The sequence below is a fragment of the Herbidospora sp. RD11066 genome, assembly GCF_054661255.1.
Genome location: NZ_BAAGDO010000002.1, coordinates 48348 through 73435 on the forward strand (window position 1 = coordinate 48348; position 25088 = coordinate 73435).

Genomic DNA, 25088 nt, shown 5'->3' on the forward strand with positions numbered 1-25088 from the left:
CGCTCTCCGCTAAAGTGGCGGTCATGAGGGAAGATCGGGTGGCCTCACCCACGCTGGAGGACGTGGCACGGGCCGCCGGGGTCTCCCGGGCGACGGTATCCCGCGTGATCAACGGCATCCGCAACGTCGATCCGTCGATCCAGGAGGCGGTCCGCCGGGCCATCGCCGAGGTCGGGTACGTCCCCAACCGGGCCGCCCGGCAACTGGTCACCGGCAAGACCGGTTCCATTGCTTTGGTGGTCTCCGGCGCGGGCCAGTTCTTCGCCCGCGTCTTCACCGACCCCTTCTTCGGCCGGGTCGTCGAGGGCATCAGCGGCCACCTGCGCCCGCTCGGCGTCCATCTGGTGCTGATGCTGGCCGAGGCCGCCGACGCGCGGGCCCAAGTGGTCGACTACGTGCGCGAGGGCCACGTCGACGGCGCGATCCTGGTCACCACCCACGCCGACGACCCCCTCCCGGCCATGCTGGCCGAGTCGGGCACCCCCGTCGTGCTGTTCGCCCGCCCCGACCAGCCGATCCCCATCTCTTACGTCGACCTCGCCCACGGCGCCGGTGCGCGCATGGCCGCCGACCACCTGGTGGAGCGCGGCTGTGAACGGGTCGCCACCATCTCCGGCCCGCTCGACGTGCTGGCGTCGATGGAACGCCAGTCGGGTTTCCGTGAGGCGATGGCCCGCCACGGCCACGCCTACATCCCGACCGTGGCGGGCAACTTCACCAAAGAGAGCGGCGAGGCCGCCATGACCCGGCTGCTCGACGAGCACCCCGAGATCGACGGCCTGTTCGTCGCCAACGACCTGATGGCCCAGGGCGCGTTGGAGGTCGCCGCCGCGCGGGGCCTGAACATCCCGGCCGACCTCAAGGTCGTCGGCTTCGACGACAGCACGGCGGCTCTGGCCTGCCGACCGCCGCTGACGACAATAAGGCACCCCGTCGAGGACATGTCGGCCGAGATGTCCCGGCTCCTGCTGGCCCAGATCGAAGACCCGGCCCGGCGCCCGAAGTCGATCATCTTCGAGCCCGAGCTGGTCCTCCGCGAGTCGACCTAGCGGAACAGGCGGGCCGGCACCGAGTCGGCGATGGCCTGATAGCCGGCCGGGTTGAAGTGCAGGTGGTCGCCGGTGTCGTAGGCGGGCAGCATCTGGCGCGGGTTGGCCGGGTCGCGGGTCACCCTGTCGAAGTCGAGCACGGTGTCGAACCTCCCGCTGGTCCTGATCCAGTGGTTGACCTTCTGCCGGGTCGCCTCGCGCAGGCCCGCCGGGTCGTCGTAGGGGGTGTTCGCGCCGAACGGGGTGATCGTGGCGCCGTACACCCTGATGTCCTGGGCCTGGGCCCGGACGATGATCTGCTCATAGGCGGCGACGAGGTCGGCGGCGACCTGGTTCTGCGCCGTCTCGGTCGCCTCGGCGGTGCCGATGTCGTTGACGCCCTCGAAGACCAGCAGCCACTCGACGCCGGTCGTCGAGAGCACGTCGCGGTCGAGCCGGGCCAGCACGTTGGGCCCGAGGCCGTCGTTGAGCACCCGGTTGCCCCCGGCGGCCTGGTTCAGCACCGGGACGTTCTTCAGCCGGTTGAACAGCAGGTCGGGCCAGCGGTTGTTCCCGTTGGTGGTCGAGCCCCGGCCGTCGGTCAGCGAGTCGCCGACGATGACGAGCGCCTTGGCCTCGGTGGTGGTCTCGATGCCGCTGAGCAGATACCAGTGGTCGGTCGGCGTGGCTCCGGGCAGGTCGGTGTCGGCGACGTGGTCATCGGCGAGGAGATGCGAGGTCGTACGGGAGCCCGGATGCGAGGTCACGTTGTTCGAGGCCTGGCCCGAGGCGAGGTACAGGGTCACCGTGAGGTTGGTCCCGGCGGCGACCGGGAAGCTCAGCGGGTCGGAGATCGCCTGCGCGCCGACCGGCACGGTGGTGGCGGCCCGCCCCTGGAACGTGACCGGCCGCGACGAGCCGGGCTTGATGGCGGCGACGCCCGCCTGACCGTTCGCGGGCAGCGCGACCGCGACCTTCGTGAGGGGCAGCGCCGCCCCGCCGAACGCGTTGGAGAAGCGCAGCCGCAGCTGCCGCCCGCCCGCCGTGACCCGCACGGTCTGGCGCAGGGTCGTGTCGTTCATGACCAGGTCGTCCTGCGTGAACGGCGCCGGTGGCAGGTTGTGCGGCTCGGTGAGCTGCGGCATCGACGTCCACGCGTGCACCCAGTCGGCCTTCCCCGTTCCGAAGGCCGGTGACATCCCCAGCAGGGCGACGGCGAGCGCCGCCACCACCAGTAATCTGACACGTTTCATCCGAGGTCCTCCCGCTCGTCTGGTGTGCGCAGACCGCCGGGAGCGTGGTGATCGGCCCGCAAGGGGCCTCAGTGTCAGGGGGATGGTGATCTCGGGTCAATCAGCCCTGTCAACGCCGCAGGTCGCCGTGGAAACGTTCAGGGCTTGGGCCACGGGTTGGGCTTGCAGCCGCGCAGCGAGATCGTCTGCTGGACCATCACCGGCGCCGGTTTCCCCCTCGACGGGCAGTCGCGGTGGCCGTGGCCGAGGCCGTGGCCGACCTCATGGCTGATGACGTACTGCCGGTAGAGGTCCAGGTCCTTGTACGTGTCGGCGCCGAACGCCCAGCGCTTCGCGTTGATCACCGCGCGGCGGCCGTTCCAGCAGGAGAGCTGGCCGAAGGTGCGCAGCGGGAGGCATTCGCGGTTGGTCGTCGCGGGGCTCGACAGCGTCACGCGGAGCCGGACCGACCCCTTCGGCACCCGCTCGAACCGCCCCCAGCCCCGGGGGTCGTTGAGGATGTCGTGGACGGCGGTCGCGAAGTCGTCCACATCGAAGGGAAGGCCCTTCTCGACCTCCACCATGTACTTGATCACCGGGCCCTTGCCCTCGCGGGGTTCGGCCTCGCCACCCGCGGTGCGGAACTTGCCCGAGCCCTTCTCCGGCACCTTGATCTTCTTCGGCTTCGGCGCGGGGGGCGGGATGTAGGGGAGCGTCGGCCTCGGGGACGCCCGGACGGGCGGAGGCGCTGGCACGGTCCCGACCTGGGCCACCGTTTCCGGGATCTCCTCGGACGGCAGCGCGAAGCCCCAGGTCACCGCTCCCACTACGGCGATCCCGGCCGCCGCGAGCAGGACACGGTGGTTCACGACCCTCCCAAAACGAACTGAAAGGTGATCATACGGGAGGAGATCATCCACACAGTTACGGTTGGGGGGTATTGCTGGCGCTTTCCGGTGAATCGCAGGCGTAGTCCGATTTTGCGAACTAGAGTCCCCACTATCGGGCGGCATGGAGGACAGAACGGGTGGAACGTTCCCCTGAGACGATCACCAATGACCTTTTAGCCGTCGTCACCCGAGAGCTCGGATACCGGGAGAAGCCCGGACAGCACACCAAATACGGCGCGTGGTACGCCGAGACCGTCAAGGACCCGCAGTACCGCAACGCCGCCTGGTGTGACATGTTCATCGCCTGGGCCGCGGACAAGGCCGGAGTCACCGACTACGTCGGCGCCTTCGCCTGGACGCCGTCGCACGCGCGCTGGTTCGAACAGCGCCAGGCGTGGACCGACACCCCCGAGCCGGGAGCCCTGGTCTTCTTCGACTGGGCGGGCGGCGACGACATCAAGGGCATCGACCACGTGGGCATCGTCGAGAAGGTCGAAGGCGGCAAGATCCACACGATCGAGGCGAACGTCGACAAGGTATGGCTCAAGCGGAAGATCCGCGACGAGAGCAAGGTCGTCGGCTACGGCGTGCCACGGATGGTCAAACCCGACCTGACCGTGGAACCGGCCGACGTGACACTGGCGTTACGGCCCGACGCGGTCAGCTCCACCACGAGCCAGGCGGCGGGCGTCGACCCGGTCGCGGCGATGGCGACGGGCGTCCTCGTCGTGGCGGTGGGAGTAAGCCTCATCTTCGGCGGCTTCCACGTGAAGAAGATCGCCTTCTCCGAGGGCCGCCACCGCCGCAAGGCGGCACGCGTGGAGCCTTCACCCGAGCCGCCGGAGGAACCGGCCATGGCCGCCGTGGCGGTCAGGATCTCGTCGGGCCGCCGGTCTAGGCCGTACGAGTAGGCCGGTATCCACAGGACCGGCCGCCGCGGCCGAGATCGTCGGTCGGGCGGGGGAAGATGGCCCGGCCCCCGGGTGGGTGGGGGCCGTCGCGCGATCAGCCGTCGGCGGCCCAGCTCCAGGTCTTCTTGAGCACCGCCGCCACGCGGGCGAACGATCGGGGGTCGAGCACGGCGCCCTCGCGGCGGATGTCGTCCTCGTCCATCTCGAAGACGCGGTCGAGGCGCAGGTATGACGGGCGGTTCTCGCCGTCCCACGCCCCCGCGCCCAGCGACAGCCACTCGCGGGGGTCGTCGCCGCCCTTGCTGGAGAGCATCATGCCGAGCAGGCGGCGGCCGTGGCGGCCGACGACCAGCAGCGGGCGGTCCTTGCCCCGGGACGGGTCCTCCTCGTAGGGGACCCACGTCCAGATGACCTCGCCGGGGTCGGCCAGGCCGTCGAGGTCGGGCGAGTACTCCATGAACGCGGCCCGGTCGATCCGGTGGACCTCGCGGACGGCACCCCGCGCCGGGCGCGGGTCCTCTCCATGATCACGCACGTTAAGCACCTTATCGGACGGTACGTACCCAGTAAGGGTCGTCGTAGAGGACGGCGCCCGAATCGTCCATGAGCTGGTCGGGCGCCGAGATCAGGGCGACCTCGCCCTCCTGCTGGAGCTGCAGGAGGACGTCACGGACGCGGGGGCCCACCGGGAGCTGGCCCGGTGCGAGGCCGAGGCGTTCGCGCACCAGGTCGGCGAGTTCGGACAGGCGGAAGGGGCCACCCGGCAACAGCGCCAGGACGACCCGGACGGGGATGACGCTCTCGGCCTCGGCGTGCGCGAGTTCCCAGACGAGCTGCGGGCCCCGGCGGCCGGTTCCCGCGCAGGCCAGGCAGCGGCGGTGCCATCCGGGGAACGGCTCCTCGTCGGTGGTGCCGAAGCAGACCGTGCACAGATTGGCCTCGGAGGCGTGCAGCTCGGCCGACACCTTGTCGGGGAGCGCGGCCCCGCAGGAACAGGTGTACGGCGCGACCGACATGGTGTGCTGCGCTTTTTCCTGATTCATCCCTTGGCACTGTAGTCACTCCTGAGGCGACACGGCGCCTCCTGACCAGCACGTGAACGTCTTGTGACACCATTCCTCGTATGCGAAAAACCGGATGGCTTGTCGCGGGGGCACTCGCCGCTGGTGTCGCGTGGAAACTGCGCGACATCCCCGATTCGATGGGCGCGGTCCCGACCGGCGTGCGCGCCGATCGGGTCCGCCGTTCCCCGCAGTTCAACGGCGTCGCCTTCGCCAACTCGGCGCCCGCCGTCGTCACCCCGCGCGAGGAGAGCACCAAGATCCTCCGCGACCTCCTGTTCGGCCGCGAGCAGCGCCGCCCGCGCGGCGCCGTCCCCGTGGTCCATCCCGCGCCCGACCCCATCAGCGACCTCGACATCGTCTGGTACGGCCACGCGTCCGTGCTGGTCGAGATCGAGGGCCGCAGGGTCATGTTCGACCCGGTCTGGAGCGACCGGTGCTCACCGGTGCCGTTCGCCGGACCCCGGCGCAACCACAAGCCGCCGACGCCGCTCGACATGCTCCCCAAGCTCGACGCGATCGTGATCTCCCACGACCACTACGACCACCTCGACATGCGGACCGTCCAGGCCCTCACCGGCTTCCAGGACGCGCCCTTCGTGGTGCCGCTCGGGGTCGGCGCCCATCTTGAGCGGTGGGGCGTGCCCGAGTCGCGCATCGTCGAGCTCGACTGGAACGAGAGCGTCACCATCCGCGGCCTGGAGCTGACGGTCACCGAGGCCCGCCACTTCTCCGGCCGGGCGTTCACCCGCAACACCACGCTGTGGGGTTCGTGGGTGGTGGCCGGGGAGCGCCGCAAGGTGTTCTACACCGGCGACTCCGGCTACTTCGAGGGCTACGCCGAGATCGGCCGCCGCCACGGCCCGTTCGACGTGGCGCTCGTCCAGATCGGCGCCTACAGCGAGAACTGGCCCGACATCCACATGACGCCGGAAGAGGCGGTGCGGGCCCACATCGATCTGAACGCCGGGCTGCTCGTGCCGGTCCACTGGTGCACCTTCACGCTGGCCTTCCACTCCTGGGGTGAGCCGGTCGACCGCCTGTGGCGGGAGGCGAAGGGGCGGGGCGTCCACCTGGCCGTACCGAAACCCGGAGAGCGGTTCGCGGTGTCCGAGCCTCCGCTTGTGGACGGCTGGTGGCAGCAGATCGAATAGGCTGTCGGCTTCCGTAAACGCGTTAGACCGGGGGAGTAGCCACGTGGCCGAGAAGGTCGTCCTGATCGATGATCTCGACGCGTCCGAAGGGGAAGACGTCTCGCGGCGGGAGTTCCGCCTGCTCGACAAGTTGTTCGCGATCGACCTGTCGGAGGCCAACAACGCCCGCCTGGCCGAGGCCGTCGACCTCATCGAGACGGCCATCGAGAAGGGCCGTGAAGTGAAGCAGGCCGGGCGCGGCCGCAAGCCGGCCGAGCCCAGCAAGCTCCAGGGGTTCACCAACACCGACGTCCGCGACTGGGCCAAGGCCCAGGGCATGGACGTCCCCGCACGCGGGAAGCTGCCCGAAGACGTGATCGACGCCTTCGTGGCGGCACAGCAAGAGCCCGTGGAATCCTGATCGGGTGCGGATCGACCTCCACAGCCACAGCACCGCCTCCGACGGGACCGGACGCCCCGCCGAGGTGGTGTGGCGTGCCCGGGAGGCCGGTCTCGACGTCCTGGCCCTCACCGACCACGACGGCGTCGGGGGCCACGCCGAGGCGCTGGCCAACCTGCCCGACGGGCTGACCCTGGTGCCCGGCATGGAGTTGTCGTGCCGCCGCGACGGGATGAGCATCCACATGCTCGCCTACCTGTTCGACCCCGACCACCCGGGCCTGGCCCGGGAGACGGCGCTGATCCGCGAGGCCAGAGACGGCCGGGCCGCCGAGATGGTGGCCCGGCTGATCGGGCTCGGCGTGCCGATCACGCTGGAGATGGTCGAGGAGATCGCCGGTGGCGGCGTCATCGGGCGCCCTCACGTGGCGCGGGCGATGATGGCCGTCGGCGCCGTGGCCGACTTCGAAGAGGCCTTCTCCAACCGCTGGATCGGGTCGGGAGGCCGGGCCCACGTGGCCAGATACGCCCTCGATCCGGTACGCGCCGTGCGGCTGACCCGCGAGGCCGGGGGTGTGGCGGTGCTGGCCCACCCGCGTTCGGCCAAACGGGGCCGGGTCGTGCCCGACGAGTGGATCGCCGACATGGCCGCGGCCGGACTGTCCGGGATCGAGGTCGACCACCGCGACCACACCACGGCCGCACGCGAAGAGCTGCGCGCCCTGGCCAAGGACCTCGGGCTGATCGTGACCGGGTCGAGCGACGACCACGGCGAGCTGACCGGCCACCGCCTGGGCTGCGAGACGACTGCTCCCGAGGCCTACGAGGCGCTACTCGACGCCCACCGCGCCGTCGTCGAAGGGCAGCAGCGGTTCGGCCCACGGGAAGACCACGAACCACAACCCGGCCGCGACGGCGCCCAGGATCACCACGCACAGCAGCAGCCGTAGGGGCGGGCCGCCGGGGAGACGGCGCCAGATCCATCCGTACATCTAGACCAGCTCCGCGTGCACGATCAGCCTCTGGTGGTTGGCCATCTTGGGATGGCAGGTGGTCAACGTGAGCATCGCCCTCTGCGGCGGGCTGCCCGGTTCGTCGGGGTTGGGATCGACGACCTCGACCCGGTCCGGCGTGACGATCCGCTGCCGGACGACCCGGTAGACGAACCGGCTCGACCGCGTCTCCGCGACGATCTCGTCCCCGTCCCGCAGCAGGTCGAGGTCCCAGAAGAACGAGGGTGTACGGTGCGCCGCCACCGCGAAGTTCCCGACCTCACCGGGGTCGGCGCTCTCGGGATAGTGCCCGGGCCCTTTCTTCAGCGCCTTCTGGGACACCCCTTCGACCACCACCCACGACTTCTTCAGCCGGGGAATCCGCAGCACACTCACCGGCTCGCTCTCTTCCGCGGGCGGCGGGGTGGTGGCCACGGCGTTCGCAGCCCGGAAGACGATGTCGAGCCGCTCCTGCTCGGCCTCGGTCTCGGCCGCCGTGCCGTAGAGCCCGTAGACGGCGAACAGAAGAAGGACGACTCCGGAGGTCAGCACCACTTCACCGACCACCTGGAAGAGCCGGGCGAGCAAGTCCCTCATCCGAGCGGATCTCTCATCGCCGGGCCACCACCATCGGCACGCCAGTGCGTGGGTGGGGCAGCACTTCGACGTCATGCCGGTAGACCTCGCTGAGGAGCCCGCTCGTGAACACCTCGGCGGGTGGGCCGCACGCCGCGATCACGCCCTCCGACAGGACCGCGACCCGGTCGGCGTAGGCGGCGGCCTGGCCGAGGTCGTGGAGGACGACCACGATCGCGCCGCCGCCCCTGGCCCGGTCGCGGGCGAGGGTGAGCACCGTCTCCTGGTGGTGGATGTCGAGGGCGGCGGTCGGCTCGTCGAGCAGGACCAGCTTGGTGCGCTGGGCGAGGACCCTGGCCAGCCCGACCCTGGCCCGTTCGCCGCCGGACAGCGCGGGGAACGGGCGGGCGCTCAGGCCGGTGGTCGCGGTGCGGGCCAGTTCCTCGGCCACGATCTCGCGGTCGAACGCGTCGTCGGGGGTGCCCGCCCAGGGGGCGCGTCCCATGCGCACGACCTCTTCGACGGTGAACGGGAAGGCCAGCGTGAGCTGCTGGGGGAGCATGGCGCGGCGCCGCGCCTGTTCCCTGGCCGACCACGCTGCCAGCGGGCGGCCGTCGAGGCGCACCTCGCCGGTGCTCGCCCGGGCGTCTCCGGCCAGCAGGCCGAGGAGGGTGGATTTACCTGATCCGTTCGGGCCGACGAGGGCGAGCAGTTCGCCGGTACGGATCTCCAGGTCGATCCGGCGCAGGACGGTCGTGTGGCCGTACGAGAAGCCGACTCCGCGCGCCTCGGCGTACACGATCATGCCCAGCCTCCCTGGGTACGGCGGGTGCGCAGCAGCAGCCAGAAGAAGAACGGACTGCCGACCAGCGCGGTGAGCACCCCGAGCGGGACCTCGGCCGGAGCGGCGATGGTCCGCGCGATGAGGTCGCCGCCGGTCAGCATGAGCGCGCCGCCCAGCGCGCTCGCGGGCAGGAGGATGCCGTGGTGGGGTCCGCACGCCATCCTGACCAGGTGCGGGATGAGCAGCCCGACGAACGTGATGATGCCCGCCACCGCCACGGCGGCCGAACTGAGCAGCGCCACCAGCACGATGCACACCAGCCGCAACCGCTGCACGTCGACGCCGAGATGCCGGGCCGCGCTCTCCCCGAGCGAGAGCAGGTCGAGCGACCGGGCCAGCCGAGGAGCGAGCACCAGCCCCGCGACCGCGAAAGGAGCGACCGCCCCCACGGACGACCACGTGGCCGACCCGAGGCTGCCGAGCTGCCAGAAGGTGATCGAGCGGAGCTGCTCGTTGTCGGAGAAGTACGTCATCAGGCCGATCACCGCCCCCGTGAACGCGTTGAGCGCGATCCCCGACAGCAGCAGCGTGATGACCTGGGTGGTGCCTCCGGCGCGCGAGACTCCGTACACGGCCATGACCGCGACCAGCCCACCCGCGAACGCCGCGACGCTCACCGACCACGTGCCCAGCGCGGTGAACCCCACGAAGATCGACAGAGCGGCACCGAGCGCCGCGCCGGACGAGATCCCGATGACCCCCGGCTCGGCCAGCGGCGTGTGGAACACGCCCTGCATCAGCGCGCCCGCCACCCCCAGACCGGCCCCGACGAGCAGCCCGAGCAGCACCCGGGGAAACCGGACGTCCCAGAGCACGGTCTCGGTCAGCGCATCGGGCGGCGCCCCCAGATCGAGCCCGACCCGATGCCCCAGCGAGGCGACGATCTCGGCCGGACCGGCGGGATACGCACCCATCCCCGCCGCGGCCAGCGCGACCACGATCAGCGCGACGGCGAGCCCGCCGATGACGAGCCCTCTCATGGGCGGTACAACCCTCCAGCGCCGCCGAAGACTTGGCATGACGGGCCTTCTCATGGGTGGTAGAGCCTCTCCACGAGCAGGTCGAGCGCCTGCGCGGTCCGCGGCCCGAAGGCGAGCAGCGACCCGTCCTCGATGTCCACGACCCTTCTGTTCCGCCCCGCCGGAGTCTGCGCGATCCCGCTGATCCGCACGAGCCCGTCGATCCCGCCGACCGACGCCAGCCCCTTGGTCATCACGAGGATCACGTCGGGCTTGGCGGCGATGAGCGCCTCGGTGGTGATCGGGCTGAACGCCTTGTCCAGCCCCATCGCGGTCCCCGCGTCGACCGCCCCCGCGGCCTCGATCAGGGAGTCGGCCCCCGATCCCGCGCCGCCGATGAGATAGACCCCCGCCGTGCCGCGCATGTAGAGGAAGGCCACCCGCAGCCGCGCCTCCTGCCGTGGAACCCGGGCGCGAGCGGCCGCGATCTGGTCTTCGGTCCGGGCCACGAGCTCTTCACCCGCTTCCTGTACGCCCAGAGCCCGCGCGATCGTCCTGATGCGCGGCGCCACCTCGGGCAGGCTCTCCGCGACGTCGACGACGACGACCGGGATCCCGGAATCGCGCAGCTGCCGCATGGCCTCAGGGGGCCCGGTGTCCGGATCGGCCAGGATGACCGTGGGCCGCAGCGCCAGCACCCCTTCGACGGCCACGTCATGGGCCCGCGTCACGAGCGGCAGATGCGCGGCCTGCGGAAACGTGGCGGCGATGTCCCGCCCGACGACGTTGCCACCGAGCCCGAGCGTGAACACGACCTCGGAGATCGCCCCGGTCAACGGCAGGATCCGAGAGACATCGGTCACCCTGACCCGAGCCCCGTCGTCGGAGTCGACCGTGACCGGCAGTCGCGGCGTGGGCGCCGAGGCCAGGGGGATCACGGGTAGTGGCGACGCGGTGGGCGTTGGCTGCGGGGTGGCTTGCGGAGTGCCGCAACCGGTAAGCGCGACCAGGCAGACGAGCAGGGCGTAGCGGACCCGCGGCTTTCGCGGCGAAGCGTCGAATATGCGGTTGCGGCGGTTGCTGGGATCTCTTGCCGGTAGAGCCCTGGGTTCGTCATCGCGCTTCTTCGGCGATGCGGCAGGTTCGTGATCACGGGCGGTGCGGCGGCCGGTTGGGACGGTCATTGGGGCCGTCCCCTGCGGCGGAGGAGCAGGAAGACGCCCGCCGCGCCGAGGACGGCGGCGGTGCCCGCGGCCCCGGCGATCACGGTGATGGGGGAGGTGGCTCCCGCGAAGGTGATCGGGATCAGGACGTCCTGGGTGCGGTCGGCGCCGCGGGTGTGGTCGGCGCGGGTGACGACGGCACATGCGGTCTGGCGGCAGTCGACGTCGCCGATGTCCGGGGTGATCGTCAGCGTGGTCTCGAAGGTGCCGCCGGGGCCGTACGGGGTGGCCAGGCCCTCGCCGTATTCCGGTGGGTTGGAGGAGATCCACTTCGAGGCGCTGGTGGTGCCGGTCAGGTCGGCGCCGCCGCCGCACGGCGTCGGGGGCTGTCCGGGCTCGGGTCTGACGCAGAAGGCCACGTAGACGCCCTTGGACGCGTCGTAGCCCGAGCCCTTCACGGTGATCGTGTCGCCCGATTCCGGTAGGTCGGCGGAGGAGATGGTCAGCTTCTGGCCGCTCTGGCCGGTGCCGATCACGTCGGCGTACGCGGGGGCGGCGAGGGCGAGGACGCCGATCGCGCAGCCGAGAGTTATACGACGAAGTGTCATAAAAATGTTGACATCTCCCCAATGGTCCTGATCGAATGCAGCCCGAACGAAGGTAAGCCTTACCTAAGTCGAGGCGCCATCCTTACAGAAAGGCCCAGGAGCGATCAAGTGGGGACAAAAAAGACAGCTTGGACCGTGTTAACGGCCATGATCATGGCCGTGGCGCCGGTCGCGCTGGTCTCCGCCGCCTGGGCCGACGTGAGCGCGACCGGCCCCGAGGGCCAGCGGCTGACCGCGGCCAAGGCGGCCATCGACCCCGCCGGTGAGCGGATCCGCGTCACCGGCACGGGCTACGACCTCACCAAGGGCGTCTACGTCGCCCTCTGCGTCGACAAGGGCGGTGGCCAGGCCGCGGGCCCGTGCGTGGGCGGCGTGGACATGGAAGGCGCCGGCGGCGGCTCCAAGTGGATCTCCTCCAACCCGCCGTCGTACGGACAGGGGCTCGCCACGCCCTACACCGACCAGGGCGGCGGCAAGGGCGGCTTCGACATCACGCTGTCCCTCGTCGCGAAGGACGACATCGGCACCGACTGCACCGCGACCGGCGTGACCTGCGTCATCTACACCCGCGCCGACCACACCCGCAGCGCCGACCGCACCCAGGACGTCAAGATCCCCGTCACCTGGGGCACGGGAGGAAACCCGCCCCCGACCCCCGGCGGCAGTCCGACCCCCACACCCGGCGGCAGCGCGCCCCCCACCCCGAGCACCGGTCCCAGCGAGAACCCGACTCCCGCCTCAGGTCTCACGCCCACGACGGTCACCACGCCGCTCGACGAGGTCGAGACCAAGATCGCGGCTGAGGTCGTCTCGTCGCCGCGCGCCTCGAACGCCGGGGCCAAGCGGGAGGAACTGCCCAAGACCGGGGTGGACGTGTTCGTGGTCGGCATCGTCGGCATCGCCGTCCTGGCCGGAGGGGGAGTGATCGTGATGATCGGCAGGGAGATCCGCTTCCGCCCGAGGGCGTGAATCTTCACCGGCGATCGAACCGGTGACGCACCAACAGGAAAGTGAGAAACATGAACGTCAGACCCACCGGGCGGGTGCACCGCGCGGTCGTCGTGGCGAGCGGGCTGCTGGTCGGCCTGGTCTCGGCCACGGCATGGGCGGGACCGGCGGCGGCGGACGTGTCCGCGACCGGGCCCGAAGGCCAGACCCTGACCACGGCCACGGCCACGCTCGACCCCTCGGGGACGAGCATCCTGGTCAAGGGCTCGGGCTACGACATCACCAAGGGCGTCTACCTGGGCGTCTGCGTCGACAACGGCCCGGGTGTTGTCGGCTCGCCGTGCGTCGGCGGCGTCGACATGACGGGCCAGAGCCACAGCCTCTACTGGATCTCCTCCAACCCTCCCCCCTACGCGGTGGACGTCGTCAAGCCGTACACCGACCAGGGGAACGGCAAGGGCGGCTTCGAGCTGAACCTCGACGTCAAGGCGGCCGACACCCAGGGCACCGACTGCACCGCGCCGGGCGTGAAGTGCGTGATCTACACCCGCGCCGACCACACCCGCAGCTCCGACCGCACCCAGGACGTCAAGATCCCCATCACCTGGGGAACGGACCCGGGCCCGGAGAACCCGGGCACCCCGGCGGGCTCGGCCGACCAGACCGTCTCCGTCACGGTGACCGGCGGCGCCCTGTCGCTGGACGTCGCGGGCGACGCGGTCAGCCTCTCTCCCGCACCCGTCGGCGGCACCGCCACCGGACAGATGAACACGGCCACCGTCCTCGACCAGCGCGGCAGCGGCTCGGGCTGGAGCCTGGTCGGCCAGGTCACCGACTTCTCCGGGGACGCCGGCACGATCCCGTCCACCCGGCTCGGCTGGACGCCCGCGGCGAACGGCTCGGGCGTCACCCCCGGCGGCGCGGTGCAGCCGGGCTCCGGCCTGGGCCAGGCGCAGCCGCTGTGCACGGCGGCGGCGGGCACCGGCACCGGCTCCACCCAGTGTGACGCCGCGCTCAACCTCGGCATCCCGTCGGACGCCAGGCCCGGCGGCTACAGCGCGACGCTGACGCTCACGCTGTCCTAATGAAGACAGGGGTGGTGGGCGCCGAAATCGCCCACCACCCCACCCGAAAGGTACTACCGGATGAGAACCCCCCTGCTCGCCGTCCTCGCCGTCGTGGCCGCACTGGTCCTGCCGGGAGCGCCCGCGCACGCCGACGACTACCGCTGGGCCGTCCAGCCCTCCTCGGCCACCGGCCCCACGGGCAGGGACTACTTCGTCTACGACGCCGCCCCCGGCCAGACCATCACCGACTACGTCGGCATCACCAACCTCGGCACCGGCCCCCTGACCGTCAACGTGTACGGCACCGACGCCTTCATCACCGGCGACGGCTCCTTCGCCCTCCTCACCGCCGACCGCCCGCCGAGCGACGCCGGAACCTGGATCGCCCTGCGCGCCACCGCCCACACCATCGGCCCCGGCGAGCGCGCGGACGTCCCGTTCGTCATCACCGTCCCTCGGGACGCGACCCCGGGAGACCACGTGGGCGGCGTGGTGGGCTCGGTCGCGGGCGACGCCATCAGCGGCGACGGCCAGCGGATCAAGGTCGACCGGCGCGTGGCCGCCCGCGTCTACCTACGGGTTCAGGGTCCGGTGCGGCCGATGCTGAGCCTGGAGTCACTGAAGCTCGAGTACGACAACCCGGTGAACCCCTTCGGGGGAGGGGCGGCGCGGGTGACGTACACGATCAGGAACACCGGCAACGTGCGGCTGACCGCCGACGCGGACATCAGCCTGAGCGGACCTCTCGGCTGGCGGCTCGGCGGCACCGGCCTGACCCTGCCCGAACTCCTGCCGGGCAGCACCCTCACCCGCACGGAAAGCATCGCGGGCGTGTTCCCGGCCGCCCGGCTGACCGCCGAGGTCGCCCTCTCCGGCGAGGCGGCGGTGACGCGCGCCGCCTCCGTGTGGTCGATCCCGTGGCTCCTCGTCGGGGCTCTCGTCGTGCTCGCGGGCCTGGTGACCTGGCGTCTCCGGCGGAAGACGTGATCCGGCTGGTCGTCGTCGCGGCGCTGGCGTTCGGCTTCCCGGCGGGGATCTCGCTGGACCGGGCGGCCGCTTCCGTCGGTGAGACGATCACGGTCACGCTGGCCGGTTGGCCGCGGGGCAACGTGACCGTGGAGGTGTGCGGCAACGAACGCCGGGTCGGTTCGGCCGACTGCGCGGTGTCCTCCGCGGTCACCACGGTGGTGCTCGACGGGGACGCCGAGGTCCGGCTGCCGCTCGCGGCTCCGCCGGTGGCCTGCCCGTGCGTGGTGTCCGCCTCCGACCTGACCATGACCACGACGGCGGTGGTCCCGCTCGCGCTGTCCGGGGTGGCCGTCGCTCCCGAGCGGCCGGTCGCCGTCGCCGCGCCCCGGCTCGACGTGACCCGTTCCCAGTTCGCGGACGGCGGGTCGTGGTGGTGGCTGTTCGGGCTCACGGGGGAGGGGACCCTCGACCTCGTGGTGCGCAACGAGGGCACCGCGCCCGCGGAGAACCCGCGCCTGACGCTGTCGGTGGGGCGTACCGGGGCGACCGCCTCCGCCGTTCCCGCGGCCGACCTGGGTTCCATTCCGGCGGGTGGGGAGCGTGCCTACCGGATCCCGGTGACGATCGAGGGGCCGGTCTTCGGCGGCTACACGGTCAGGGGACGCGTCGCCGTCGCCGGCGAGAGCGCCGTCTTCGTCGCGGGTGGGGCGGTGTACCCGGTGGCGGCGCTCGGGGTGGTGGCGGTGCTGGTGTACGCCTACACCGGCTGGATCCTCTTCCGGCCCCGGATCACGACGGGAAGTCCTTCGGGTTGACGCCGGTCGTGCGGGCGTTGCCACCCTTGACGGGGTTGAGGGTGATCGTCCAGATGGTCGACTGGGTCGAGGTCGTGTTGAACTTCAGCCGGTCGGTGAAGCGCTCGTAGGCGGCGCTCTTGGTGAATTTGCGCTTCGACGTGCTGAACCGGTAGCCGGTGGTGAAGTAGACGGTGTAGGTGCCGTCGTCGACCCGCTTGAAGCTCGCGGTCGACTTCGCGCGGACGTAGAGGCTGAACGCCTTCGACTTGCCCCGGACGAGCGTGACGACGCCGTCCTTGGCGGTGCCGTTCTTGATCTTCAGAACACCCTCTCCGCCGCTGATGCGGTCGAAGAGGACCTTGCCGTTGCCGGGCCGAGCCGCGGCAGTGGTCTGGGAGACGGCGGCGGACTCCTGGGCGGAGGCGGCGGCCGGGGTGGCGGCGACCCCGGTCAGCAGAACGGAGGTGAGGATCGCTCCCGCTAGGGGACGTAATGTGAGCATTGCGCCAATATGTCGAATTTGTAGCGACCGGTCAACGCGTTTCCCGCCCGCACAAATGTCGGGTGATTTACCCGCCACGCGTCTGACCAGGTCATATACCCGTTGCCGTGAGGGCCCCCGGTCGCCTCTCGACAATTCTTCGGCACGTGCGGGCAAGGGTTTCGATGCCCGGCGGCGGCCGGCTGGTCCCGGCGGTGTGGCACGTTCCGGGCCGATGGATTTTCGGTACGCAAGGTGCCCGGCGGACACAGATCGCGTACTTGTGCTGCTGCCAGTTCACGCGATAGAAACGTACCAATTCCTTCAGTCCTTGATACAAGTCTTGCGCACTCCACAAGAGAGCGCTCTCAGTGTCCCCCGCAGAAGGATCTCACCCCCCAAATGACCGCTGCGCAAGCAGCGGAAAGGACGAACCGCATGACGACCAAGCCTCCCGGCGACGGGAGTGTGACGACGCGGCGCCCGCGCCGTCGGACGATCGGTCACGCGCTGGCGGTCGGTCTGTTACTCGCGACCACCGTGATGACGGCCGGAACACCCGCCACCGCCGCGGAGCCGACCCCCGGTGTCCCCGATCTCGGGCCCAACGTCACCGTCTTCGATCCGAGCATGTCCGTCAGTTCGATCCAGGCCACGCTCGACGCGAAGCACGCCGCCCAGGTCAACAACGAGATGGGCACCACGCGCCACGCCTACCTCTTCAAGCCGGGCACGTACGGCACCGCGCAGCAGCCGCTCCAGATCAAGGTCGGCTACTACACCGAGATCTCCGGCCTGGGCGCCTCGCCCACCGACGTCGTCATCAACGGCAAGGTCGAGGTCTACAACCGCTGCCTGACCGCGTCCAACTGCATCGCCCTGGTCAACTTCTGGCGCACCCTGTCCAACCTGTCGATCAACATCAACGCGGCGGGCCAGGACGGCTGCCGGTCGTCGGCGAACTTCTGGGCCGTCTCCCAGGCGGTGTCCCTGCGCCGCCTCAACATCGGCGGCGGCAACCTGTCGCTCATGGACTACTGCACCGCCGGCCCGCAGTACGCCAGCGGCGGCTTCATCGCCGACTCCAAGCTGCCGTCCACCACGAACGGATCGCAGCAGCAGTGGCTGACCCGCAACAGCGAGGTCGCCAGCTGGTCGAACGCCGTGTGGAACCAGGTCTTCTCGGGCACCGTCGGCGCCCCTGACGACTCCGGCTTCCCGAGCCCGCCGTACACCACCCTCGACACCACTCCCGTGAGCCGGGAGAAGCCCTACCTCTTCGTGGACGCCGAGGGCAACTACAACGTCCGGGTCCCGGCCGTCCAGAAGAACTCGCGCGGCATCACGTGGGCCAACGGCATGACCCCGGGTTACACGCTGCCGATCAGCGACTTCTTCGTCGCCAAGCCGGGCGACTCGGTGAAGACCATCAACGACGCGCTCAAGAGCGGCAAGCACCTGCTGCTCACCCCCGGCGTGTACGACATCGAGAAGTCCATCGACATCGAGCGCCCGAACACGATCGTCCTCGGCATCGGGCACGCCACCCTCACCGCCGTGAACGCCTCGACCCCGCTCGACGTCGACTCCGAGGCCGGCATCGTCGTCGCCGGTGTGACGATCGACGCGGGCCTCAAGAAGTCGCAGGTCCTGCTGCGGGTCGGCAAGAAGGACAAGCGCAGCCACAGCACCTCGGAGAACCCGATCACCCTGTCCGACGTGTACTTCCGCGTCGGCGGCCCGCACATCGGCCGGACCAACACCGCTCTCGAGGTCAACAGCGACCACGTGCTCATCGACCACACCTGGGTGTGGCGCGCCGACCACGGCGTCGAGGGCTTCACCGACACCCAGCGGTGGAACACCAACGACGGCCGCAACGGCGCCATCATCAACGGTGACCACGTGACCGCGACCGGCCTGTTCGTCGAGCACTTCCAGCGCCACAACACCATCTGGAACGGCGAGGACGGCGTCACGATCCTCTACCAGAACGAGCTGCCGTACGACCCGCCGACCCAGGCCGACTGGATGGACGGCGACGTCGAGGGCTACGCCGGCTACAAGGTCGGCAGGAGCGTGAAGCGGCACCAGCTCTACGGCGGTGGCGTGTACGTCTTCAACCAGAACAACCCGACGATCCACACCGAGAACGGCTTCGAGGTCCCGAACACCCCGGGCGTCAAGCTGCACCACATCATGACCGTCAACCTGAGCGCCGGCATCATCGACCACGTCGTCAACGGCGTGGGCGAGGCCGCCGACCTGACGAAGGTCGGCGCGCCGGTGTTCATCACGGACTACCCGGCCCCGTAGGACCGGCCCCGGTGGGCCGGACTCTCCGGCCCACCGGGATCACAGGTCGTCGATGAACGTCTTGAACCTGCACCACAGCCCGTGATCCGCGGGATAGGTCGCATAGCGGTTGCAGTCCGAGCAGTACCGGCCGCCGGCGTTCGGTCTCCGCGCCGCCACGGCCTGCTGGAAACCGGTGGACCAGATCTTCTTCGGGCAGTTCTCGATCGCGGTGAACGCCGACCCGGACACCGTCTGCCCGCACCACGGGCACCGCAGCCCGGCCAGCGCGTTCGGCCGCCGCGGCGCGGAGAAGGGCGTCCGCCCGGTCAGCGGCAGATACACCTGCGGCCCGGCCACCGTGCCCGTCCCGGTGCCGATCACCGGATCCTTGCTCGTGAACAGCGCCGAGGCCCGGGTGCCGAGGGCGGCCACCGAGTAGTCGTCGCCCGGCACGGTGATCCGCGTCGTGACCCCGATCCGCCCCGGCACGATCAGCCCGCTCCGGGTCGAGCTCACCGTACGACTCGACAGCGCCACCGACACCGGGTCACCGTCGAGCAGGCCCATCGCCCGGGTGGACGGTGTCAGGCTCGGCGTGATGGAGAGCACCCGCGTCCCCCGCCCCCGCCCGCCGAGCAGCGGCACCGCGTCGAGGTCCCCGAACCCGCCCCGCAGGGCGATCGCCTCACCCTGCGGGTTCATCGCCTGCAGGGGAGTCCCGCCGGTCCCGAACAGCAGGTGCCGCCGGTCGTAGAAGTACTCTCCGGCGAGGTAGAGGATGAAGCCGCCGGGCCCCAGGAGCAGACCGGTGGCGTTGCGTAGGGCGTCCCGGGTCCACGTGCTCCGCTCGGCGGCGGTCGGCCGCCACGACTGCGGTCGGTTGTCCTGAGTCATCACGGCGCTCCTGGCTGCGAGAGGATCACCGAAACCATAGGCAGCCGCGCCGGACCCCTCCCAGGGTGCTGGCACCTCATCGGGGCGCGGGGAATCCCTGTGCATTGTCGAGAGCCCGGGTCACGGCCTCCCGCCGGAGCGGCGGCCACGGAACACCACGTCACTGACCCAGGCCTGGTTCCCCTTCCGGCCGGGACAGTTCTTGTTGTAGCACCGCCACTGCCACCGCCCGTCCGCCCGTCTCCGCAGGTCGACGTCGAGGCGGCGGCAGCCGCCACACCGGGGCGGCCGGCTGAAGTCCTCGGCGTGCTCGTGTTCCAGGATCTTGCGGGCGAAATGTCCACCGCGCACCGTGAGCATGATCTCCCGTGTCCGGCTCTGGGATAGCGCGTTGAGGCTGCCCATCATCACGGTGTGCTCGTCGATCACCGCGATCTTCTGATGCATGTCGTTGACGCGTATCACTGCCGGGACGATCGCCTGCAACTCCGTCAGGCAGTCGACGAAGCTCTCCTTCTGCTGCAGTTTGTCGCTGGGATCCCGCACGAAGACGGTCACGCGCACACCTCGTGCCACCGCCTCCCGTAGCGCGGGGAGCAGCGCGCGCACCCGCCGGGCCACCCAGGGAGACCACAGCCAGATCGACGAGGTCGCCTCCGACAGGCGCGCGGTGAAGGCCTCGTAGAACGAACGCTCGTCGTGGACGTCGGTGATCTCGACGTGCCGGGCGAGCGTTTCGGCCAGACGGGTGCCGAACGGGCCCAGCCGCACGTCCGGGTCGGTGGGCGGTGCGATCAGGGCGGTCGCCTCGACCGTCCGGACCTTCTGTTCGCGGACGAGATGGGCGAGGTGCCCGAACATGGTCGTGGGCCGGGAGTTGAGGATGCGTTCGCGGCTGCCGATGACGTACAGCCGCGTCTGCACGCGGGTGATCGCGACGTTGAACAGGCGGCCTCCCGTCTGCTGCCAGGGGCTCGCCCCCGGAGCCAGGGAGGCCTGCGCCATCCACATGCCCGAGTTGTCGCGTCCTTCGACGGTGTCGAAGACGACGATGGGGAACTCGCGGCCCTGGAAACGGTGGGCGGTGCCGACCTCGGCGAGCCGGCCGTCCGTCTGCTCGATGTCGCGAAGCGCCTCCAGCGTCGCCTCCGCCTGGGCGCTGTAGGGGGTGACCACTCCGACGGTCTCGCCGTCGTCGTGGTGCACGTCGCGTAGGGCGCGGGAGAGCAGTGTCCCGGCGGGCCACCATCCACTGCTCCTACCGGTGCGTTCCACCCGGGCCAGTTCGTGCAGCCCATCGGTGTTGATGAGGACGATTTCCGGATCGTCCTGGGCCCGTGGCCGGACCGCGCCGCCCGCTTTGAGTACCCCGCCGTAGGCGACCCTGTTCGCCAGTTCCATGATCCGAGGGCCGAAACGATGCTGGGTGTCCATCACCAGGCAGCCGGGATGGTTCCGGGCGTCGTCCGAGGTGATGATGCCGCAGTGCCGGTAGACGTCGGGAATCAACCAGCGCTTGATGTCCGGCCGGTTGTTGTCTCCGATGGCTTTGGGCAGAACGGCCCCGAGCTGCAGGAAATCACCCAGCAGAACGGCGCATTTCGCGGCCTTGGACGTGGCCAGCAGCACTTCCGGCAGGTTCGCCGCGCCGGCCTCGTCGATGAGCACGACGTCATAGGGCCCCTCGGCCACCGCCTTGGAGATGCGGAACCGGGCCAGCGTGGTGGCCACCAGACGCGCGCCCCTGATGATCTCCCCTTGGGCGTCCTGGGCCAGCTTCTCGTACTCCTTCTGCAGGTCCGCGTGGCTTTTCTCCAGGACGTTCCGGTGCGGAGCGTTCTGGGCGACCCTGCGGGCGACACTTTCCGCCTCGGCGTGATGGGCGGGCCAGCGGTGCCGGTCGTTCTCGGTGATGCGTTCCTCGGCGGCCCGGGACGCGGCCAGCTCCTGCCGTAACGTCTCCAGCCGCTGCACGTTCCTCGCCCGAGCCGCACGGAGACGGCCGAGATCGCCCTTCGCCTCGGTGGCCTCCTCGGCACGTCTCCGGATCTCGTCGAGGTCGAAGCGCGCCCGCGCGACAGAGGCCCTGATCGACGCCTCGGCGTCCCGCTGGAAGTCCTCCGCGATGGCGTGGGCCCGGGCGGCGTGTGACCGGAGTTCGGCCAGATCGGCCCTGGCCAGGGCGAGACGGCGCTCGACCCCTTCCAGCGCGCGCCGGTTCCGCCACGCTTTGAGGCCGGAGGCCTGTCGCAGTGGTGCCGCCTCGTCGTCGATCCGCGCGCAGGCCGCCTCCGACACCAGAACGCGGGCCGCGGCCTCGGTCGCGGCCTCCTTCACCTTCGCCCCTTCGCGTAGTTTCGCCTCGACCAGCCGCCATTCCCGCTGCGCTTCCGCCGTCTCCGCCATCCGCTCGTCGGCGACCTCTGACCGGCGCTGTGACCGGGCGAGCGCGAGGGTTCCCGCCTCCACCGCCGCCTCGCACTCCGCGATCGCGGAAACAAGCGATGCGCAGGCGAGTTCCGGCCGTCGAAGCCGGGAGCGTGCCGTCGCATCCGCGGCGGCGTCGAATCCGGCCAGGAGCGCGCGCAGATGGCGCAGCCGCTTCTCGTCACCCTGGAGTCTCGTGATCTGCATGGCCGTGTCCCGGCGTTTCTCCTCCACCGCGGCCAGCCGCGCGCGCACCATCATCGGCAGGCTGACCTCGGCGTCGTCGGCGATCTGCCGGAGTTGCGGTGGCCCCACCCGGACGACCTGTCCGCTCGGCGGCCGCTGTTGCCTGAGGACGCCGAGAAGCGCGTTGTCGACCGCGATGTTCGTGGCCGACACCAGGAGGACCCTCTTCCCCTGCGCGATCAGGTCGCAGATGGCGGCCTGCAGCAGCCGGGTCTTCCCGGTTCCGGGTGGACCCCACACCAGCCACACCCCCGTCCCGAGACAGGCTCGGTAGGCCTGCGCCTGGGCCGGGAGCAACCCGGCCGGTGCCGGGCCCTCCGAAAGAGTGCCGCCGATGCGGCCCTGAGCCAGCAGGTTGGCCAGCCCTCCGGCGTGGCCCATGCCGGCGATGCCGTCGCGCAGCGCTTCGATCAGGAAACCCGGTGGCTGCCGGAGCAGCCAGAGGTAGGGATCGGAGGAAGCCGCGAATTCGGCCACCCGGACTCGCAGGAGTTGTCCTTCGGCGACCGCCTCCATGACCGGGAAACCGGAATCGACACTCGATTCCTCGGCACCGGCCAGACGCAGGCCGTCGAATTGGTCGGCGTTCACGTCCATTCCGCGGACATCGACGATGTAGACGCCGGGATCGAGGGTCGCGCGCGCCGCACCGATGCGCTGCCACCGGCGCGATCGCCGGGAGCCACCTTCGACGGCGATCCACTCGTTCAATGCGGTGGCCATCTCGTCGCGCCAGCCCAATAGTCCTCCAACATTGGCACCTAGGCGTTCGATAGATGACCTTAATGGGCAATGCGGTCTCCTTCGGGCAGCTCAGGAAAAAGCGTGCCCTAACTCCTGTTACATGCTTTTCTCGATTCGAACATCAGTTAGGCATATTTCGGACAGGCTGGGTCTGGGCGCCTTTCTCTCGGCCAGGAGATAAATCCATTTACGGTCATGCTGACACGGAGATGCCTGCTCGAGGCAGGGATGGAATCGCCTGCCATGCCGGTCATGATTGGATATGTTCCCTGTGTCGAAAGGGAACCGAGTTGGCCAGAGAAATATCCAAGCAGTTTTTCGCCCGTCCAGCTTATTGGCTGGTATATGCACTTCCGTGGCCGGAAGATGCCCTACATGTCGATATGGCGGAAGCCGCATATCTGGTAGCGCCTTCGACCGTGCCGGGAAAGGCGAGAGACCGCCTGCCTCAGGCCGTGGCCACACTGCTCGACTGCGCGGACGTGTACGCGAGTGAGCATCCCGGCCAGCGTGTCGTCTGGTTCTCCGACATCACGCGATGGCTGGAATGGGAGAAGGGCAGCAGCTGGCGGGCGCTCGACGTCGACTGGGAATACGCGCTTGAGGAACTGCCCGAGCGTCCCCTTCTGGGCCTGTACCTGACGGTCAGTAAGCGGGCCTACTGGTATCTGATCAACACCGCCAAGCGCCACGAGGTGTTCTATACCAACGGGTACAGCGAGATCCTCACCGATGAGGAACGCGTCGCCGTCCACGACGACTTCGCCCGCCGCCTGAATGTGGACTGGCCGAAGTACATCGACGAAATGGTGGCCCACGGGTCCCTCACCTGGGGCTGATCAATCGTCAGGCGGTCGTGCCGAACCAGCGGGTGAGGGCCGCGCGGAGCGTGTCGCGCTCTTGGACGGTGGGGTGTGAGGCGGCCGAGGCCCAGGCGACGTAGCCGTCCGGGCGGAGCAGCAGGGCGGTGGCCGGGGGATGGGGGTCAAGGCAGTGTGTGGTGAGGGTGTCGACCCGGTCGTGCCAGGCCGCCGTCTCTTTGGCCGGTGAGCCGTCTTCGGTCAGGTCGAGGAGCAGGGGCCGTGCGGTCGTGGTGAGGCGGGCGAGCGGGACGGGGCCGTCCGGGCCGTCCAGGAGCAGGTCGGGGGCCCATCGGCCGACCAGGGGGTGGGGGTCGCCGGTGCCCATGTCGTAGTGGAGGTCGGCGCCCGCCATCATGTCGGCGATGTGCCGGACGTTGTTCCGGTCGGTGAGCAGTTCCGTGAACAGTTCGCGGAGCGCGGTGACCTCTGCGCCGGGCTTGATGAGCGCGGTCTGCGCCTGGGTGTGCATGACCACGCGTTGCGCGGCCGGGCGGCGTTCGGTCTCGTAGCTGTCGAGCAGGCCGGGCGGGGCCCAGCCGTGGATCTCGGCGGCGAGCTTCCAGCCGAGGTTGATCGTGTCCTGCAGGCCGAGGTTGAGACCGGGGCCGCCGATCGCGGAGTGGACGTGGGCCGCGTCGCCCGCCAGCAGGACGCGGCGGTCGCGGAACCGGTCGGCCAGCCGGGTGTTGCGGCCGGTCACCCGGCGCAGCAGGTGGGGGCCCTCGCCGTGGGGCGGGCCGAGCGGGAGGTCGGCTCCGAGCACGCGCCGGACGCTTTCCCGTAGTTCACCGATGGTCAGTGGCCGGTCGCCGTCGTCGGCGGGGTCCCATTCGGTGGTGCTGATCAGGGGTGGGCCGGAGGGGAAGGGGGCGAACACGAACAGCCCGTGTTCGGTGCGGTGGTGCAGGAACGGCGGGACGATTCCGTGGCCGGGGACGTCCAGGCCGCCGGTGGCCGGGTCGATCGCCTCGGGTGGGAGGCCGACGTGGGCGGTGCGGGAGACGGTGCCGTCGACGGTGACGCCGGGGAAGCCGATGCCCGACAGCTTGCGCGTGAGGCTGCGCCCGCCGTCGGCGCCGACCAGGTAGCGGGTGCGCAGCCGATAGGGGCCGTCGGGGGCGGTGACCTCGACGGTGACGCCCTGGTCGTCCTGTGACAGCCCGGTGAGTTCGTGTCCTCGCCGGATCTGGACACCGAGTTCGACGGCGCGTTCCTCCAGGACCTGCTCGATGCGGCGCTGCGGCACCGGCAGGCCGTACAGGGGATTGTCGTCCAGCGCGCGGAGATCCAGGGGCATCGCACCGAACACGAACGCGGGCCCCGGCCGGGGTGGGCCGGCGTCGCCGCTGAGGCGTTCGTACAGGCCCCGGCGGTCGAGCATGCGCACGACCTGGCCGACCAGGCCGTTGGCCCGGTTCTCCTCGGTACGGCCATGCAGGCGCTCGACTATCAGCGGCCGCACTCCGGCCAGGCTGAGCTCGCAGGCCAGCATCAGCCCGTTGGGCCCCGCTCCGGCGATGACGACGTCTTCGGAAACGGACATGGCGCTCCTCACGTG

General features: G+C 70.3%; 24 protein-coding genes. 11 read left to right on the plus strand and 13 right to left on the minus strand.

All coding sequences use genetic code 11. The annotated features are described in order from the left end of the window. Positions 1–23: 23 nt before the first annotated feature. Positions 24–1049, plus strand: a complete 1026-nt coding sequence (locus ACYQ78_RS06585; RefSeq protein WP_459799810.1) for a LacI family DNA-binding transcriptional regulator — start codon at positions 24–26, stop codon at positions 1047–1049. Here the strand turns inward: ACYQ78_RS06585 and ACYQ78_RS06590 are convergent. Beyond that, on the minus strand, positions 1046–2281 hold the full coding sequence (locus ACYQ78_RS06590) for an SGNH/GDSL hydrolase family protein (protein ID WP_459799811.1): 1236 nt from the start codon (positions 2279–2281) through the stop codon (positions 1046–1048). The genes ACYQ78_RS06585 and ACYQ78_RS06590 overlap by 4 nt on opposite strands. A 137-nt stretch (positions 2282–2418) precedes the next feature. Beyond that, positions 2419–3129 carry a DUF3152 domain-containing protein gene (locus ACYQ78_RS06595; RefSeq protein ID WP_459799812.1) on the minus strand — a complete coding sequence of 237 codons (711 nt, stop codon included), beginning with the start codon at positions 3127–3129 and terminating at the stop codon, positions 2419–2421. Between the two features lie 158 nt (positions 3130–3287). Here ACYQ78_RS06595 and ACYQ78_RS06600 point away from each other — a divergent pair, with 158 nt between their 5' ends. Next, positions 3288–4061: a CHAP domain-containing protein gene (locus ACYQ78_RS06600; RefSeq protein ID WP_459799813.1), complete on the plus strand. Its 774-nt coding sequence runs from the start codon at positions 3288–3290 to the stop codon at positions 4059–4061. Positions 4062–4155: 94 nt separating this feature from the next. Here ACYQ78_RS06600 and ACYQ78_RS06605 read toward each other — a convergent pair whose 3' ends face one another. Beyond that, the gene (locus ACYQ78_RS06605) at positions 4156–4596 is read right to left on the minus strand and encodes a type II toxin-antitoxin system PemK/MazF family toxin (protein WP_459799814.1); all 441 of its coding nucleotides are present in this window, start codon (positions 4594–4596) and stop codon (positions 4156–4158) included. Positions 4597–4606: 10 nt separating this feature from the next. Then, a complete protein-coding gene (locus ACYQ78_RS06610) occupies positions 4607–5104 on the minus strand; it encodes a hypothetical protein (protein WP_459799815.1) in 498 nt (165 codons plus the stop codon). A gap of 80 nt (positions 5105–5184) precedes the next feature. Here ACYQ78_RS06610 and ACYQ78_RS06615 point away from each other — a divergent pair, with 80 nt between their 5' ends. Genes ACYQ78_RS06615 through ACYQ78_RS06625 form a run of 3 tightly spaced genes read left to right on the plus strand, consistent with a single transcriptional unit; the run spans position 5185 to position 7604 of the window. Beyond that, positions 5185–6276, plus strand: a complete 1092-nt coding sequence (locus ACYQ78_RS06615; protein WP_459799816.1) for an MBL fold metallo-hydrolase — start codon at positions 5185–5187, stop codon at positions 6274–6276. Between the two features lie 43 nt (positions 6277–6319). Continuing rightward, positions 6320–6676: an Lsr2 dimerization domain-containing protein gene (locus ACYQ78_RS06620; protein ID WP_459799817.1), complete on the plus strand. Its 357-nt coding sequence runs from the start codon at positions 6320–6322 to the stop codon at positions 6674–6676. Between the two features lie 4 nt (positions 6677–6680). Further along, entirely contained in the window at positions 6681–7604 is a 924-nt protein-coding gene (locus tag ACYQ78_RS06625; protein ID WP_459799818.1) for a PHP domain-containing protein, read from the plus strand. A 42-nt stretch (positions 7605–7646) separates the two neighbouring features. Here the strand turns inward: ACYQ78_RS06625 and ACYQ78_RS06630 are convergent, their stop codons facing one another. The 5 genes from ACYQ78_RS06630 to ACYQ78_RS06650 form a co-directional block, all read right to left on the minus strand. Further along, a complete protein-coding gene (locus tag ACYQ78_RS06630) occupies positions 7647–8243 on the minus strand; it encodes a class E sortase (RefSeq protein WP_459799819.1) in 597 nt (198 codons plus the stop codon). Positions 8244–8256: 13 nt separating this feature from the next. Then, entirely contained in the window at positions 8257–9027 is a 771-nt protein-coding gene (locus tag ACYQ78_RS06635) for a heme ABC transporter ATP-binding protein (protein ID WP_459799820.1), read from the minus strand. Further along, positions 9024–10046 carry a FecCD family ABC transporter permease gene (locus ACYQ78_RS06640; RefSeq protein WP_459799821.1) on the minus strand — a complete coding sequence of 341 codons (1023 nt, stop codon included), beginning with the start codon at positions 10044–10046 and terminating at the stop codon, positions 9024–9026. The genes ACYQ78_RS06635 and ACYQ78_RS06640 overlap by 4 nt, the downstream gene beginning before the upstream one ends. A gap of 50 nt (positions 10047–10096) precedes the next feature. After that, positions 10097–10963 carry a heme/hemin ABC transporter substrate-binding protein gene (locus tag ACYQ78_RS06645; protein ID WP_459799822.1) on the minus strand — a complete coding sequence of 289 codons (867 nt, stop codon included), beginning with the start codon at positions 10961–10963 and terminating at the stop codon, positions 10097–10099. A 242-nt stretch (positions 10964–11205) separates the two neighbouring features. Further along, positions 11206–11796, minus strand: coding sequence for a hypothetical protein (locus ACYQ78_RS06650; RefSeq protein WP_459799823.1), 591 nt, complete (start codon positions 11794–11796; stop codon positions 11206–11208). A gap of 147 nt (positions 11797–11943) precedes the next feature. Here ACYQ78_RS06650 and ACYQ78_RS06655 point away from each other — a divergent pair, with 147 nt between their 5' ends. From ACYQ78_RS06655 to ACYQ78_RS06670, 4 genes are read left to right on the plus strand one after another with little or no spacing between them, the layout of a single operon-like run. Then, positions 11944–12765 carry an LPXTG cell wall anchor domain-containing protein gene (locus ACYQ78_RS06655; RefSeq protein ID WP_459799824.1) on the plus strand — a complete coding sequence of 274 codons (822 nt, stop codon included), beginning with the start codon at positions 11944–11946 and terminating at the stop codon, positions 12763–12765. Positions 12766–12815: 50 nt separating this feature from the next. After that, positions 12816–13829, plus strand: a complete 1014-nt coding sequence (locus tag ACYQ78_RS06660) for a WxL domain-containing protein (RefSeq protein ID WP_459799825.1) — start codon at positions 12816–12818, stop codon at positions 13827–13829. Between the two features lie 60 nt (positions 13830–13889). Then, on the plus strand, positions 13890–14798 hold the full coding sequence (locus tag ACYQ78_RS06665; RefSeq protein WP_459799826.1) for a WxL protein peptidoglycan domain-containing protein: 909 nt from the start codon (positions 13890–13892) through the stop codon (positions 14796–14798). Further along, positions 14795–15595, plus strand: coding sequence for a hypothetical protein (locus ACYQ78_RS06670; RefSeq protein WP_459799827.1), 801 nt, complete (start codon positions 14795–14797; stop codon positions 15593–15595). The genes ACYQ78_RS06665 and ACYQ78_RS06670 overlap by 4 nt, the downstream gene beginning before the upstream one ends. Here ACYQ78_RS06670 and ACYQ78_RS06675 read toward each other — a convergent pair. Next, a complete protein-coding gene (locus ACYQ78_RS06675) occupies positions 15570–16079 on the minus strand; it encodes a hypothetical protein (protein WP_459799828.1) in 510 nt (169 codons plus the stop codon). The two genes, ACYQ78_RS06670 and ACYQ78_RS06675, sit on opposite strands and share 26 nt — an antisense overlap. Positions 16080–16496: 417 nt before the next feature. Here ACYQ78_RS06675 and ACYQ78_RS06680 point away from each other — a divergent pair, with 417 nt between their 5' ends. Continuing rightward, positions 16497–18374 (plus strand): adenylyl cyclase, encoded by a 1878-nt coding sequence (locus ACYQ78_RS06680; protein ID WP_459799829.1) that lies wholly within the window; start codon positions 16497–16499, stop codon positions 18372–18374. Between the two features lie 39 nt (positions 18375–18413). On the opposite strand, the gene ACYQ78_RS06685 is transcribed toward ACYQ78_RS06680, so the two are convergent. Both ACYQ78_RS06685 and ACYQ78_RS06690 read right to left on the minus strand, forming a co-directional pair. After that, a complete protein-coding gene (locus tag ACYQ78_RS06685) occupies positions 18414–19250 on the minus strand; it encodes a hypothetical protein (protein ID WP_459799830.1) in 837 nt (278 codons plus the stop codon). A 120-nt stretch (positions 19251–19370) separates the two neighbouring features. Continuing rightward, positions 19371–22646 (minus strand): AAA domain-containing protein, encoded by a 3276-nt coding sequence (locus ACYQ78_RS06690; protein WP_459799831.1) that lies wholly within the window; start codon positions 22644–22646, stop codon positions 19371–19373. Between the two features lie 476 nt (positions 22647–23122). Between ACYQ78_RS06690 and ACYQ78_RS06695 the strand changes: the two genes are divergently transcribed. Continuing rightward, positions 23123–23506, plus strand: coding sequence for a hypothetical protein (locus tag ACYQ78_RS06695; protein WP_459799832.1), 384 nt, complete (start codon positions 23123–23125; stop codon positions 23504–23506). Between the two features lie 7 nt (positions 23507–23513). Here ACYQ78_RS06695 and ACYQ78_RS06700 read toward each other — a convergent pair whose 3' ends face one another. Next, complete coding sequence (locus ACYQ78_RS06700; protein WP_459799833.1) at positions 23514–25073, minus strand: FAD-dependent monooxygenase; 1560 nt, start codon at positions 25071–25073, stop codon at positions 23514–23516. Positions 25074–25088: the final 15 nt, after the last annotated feature.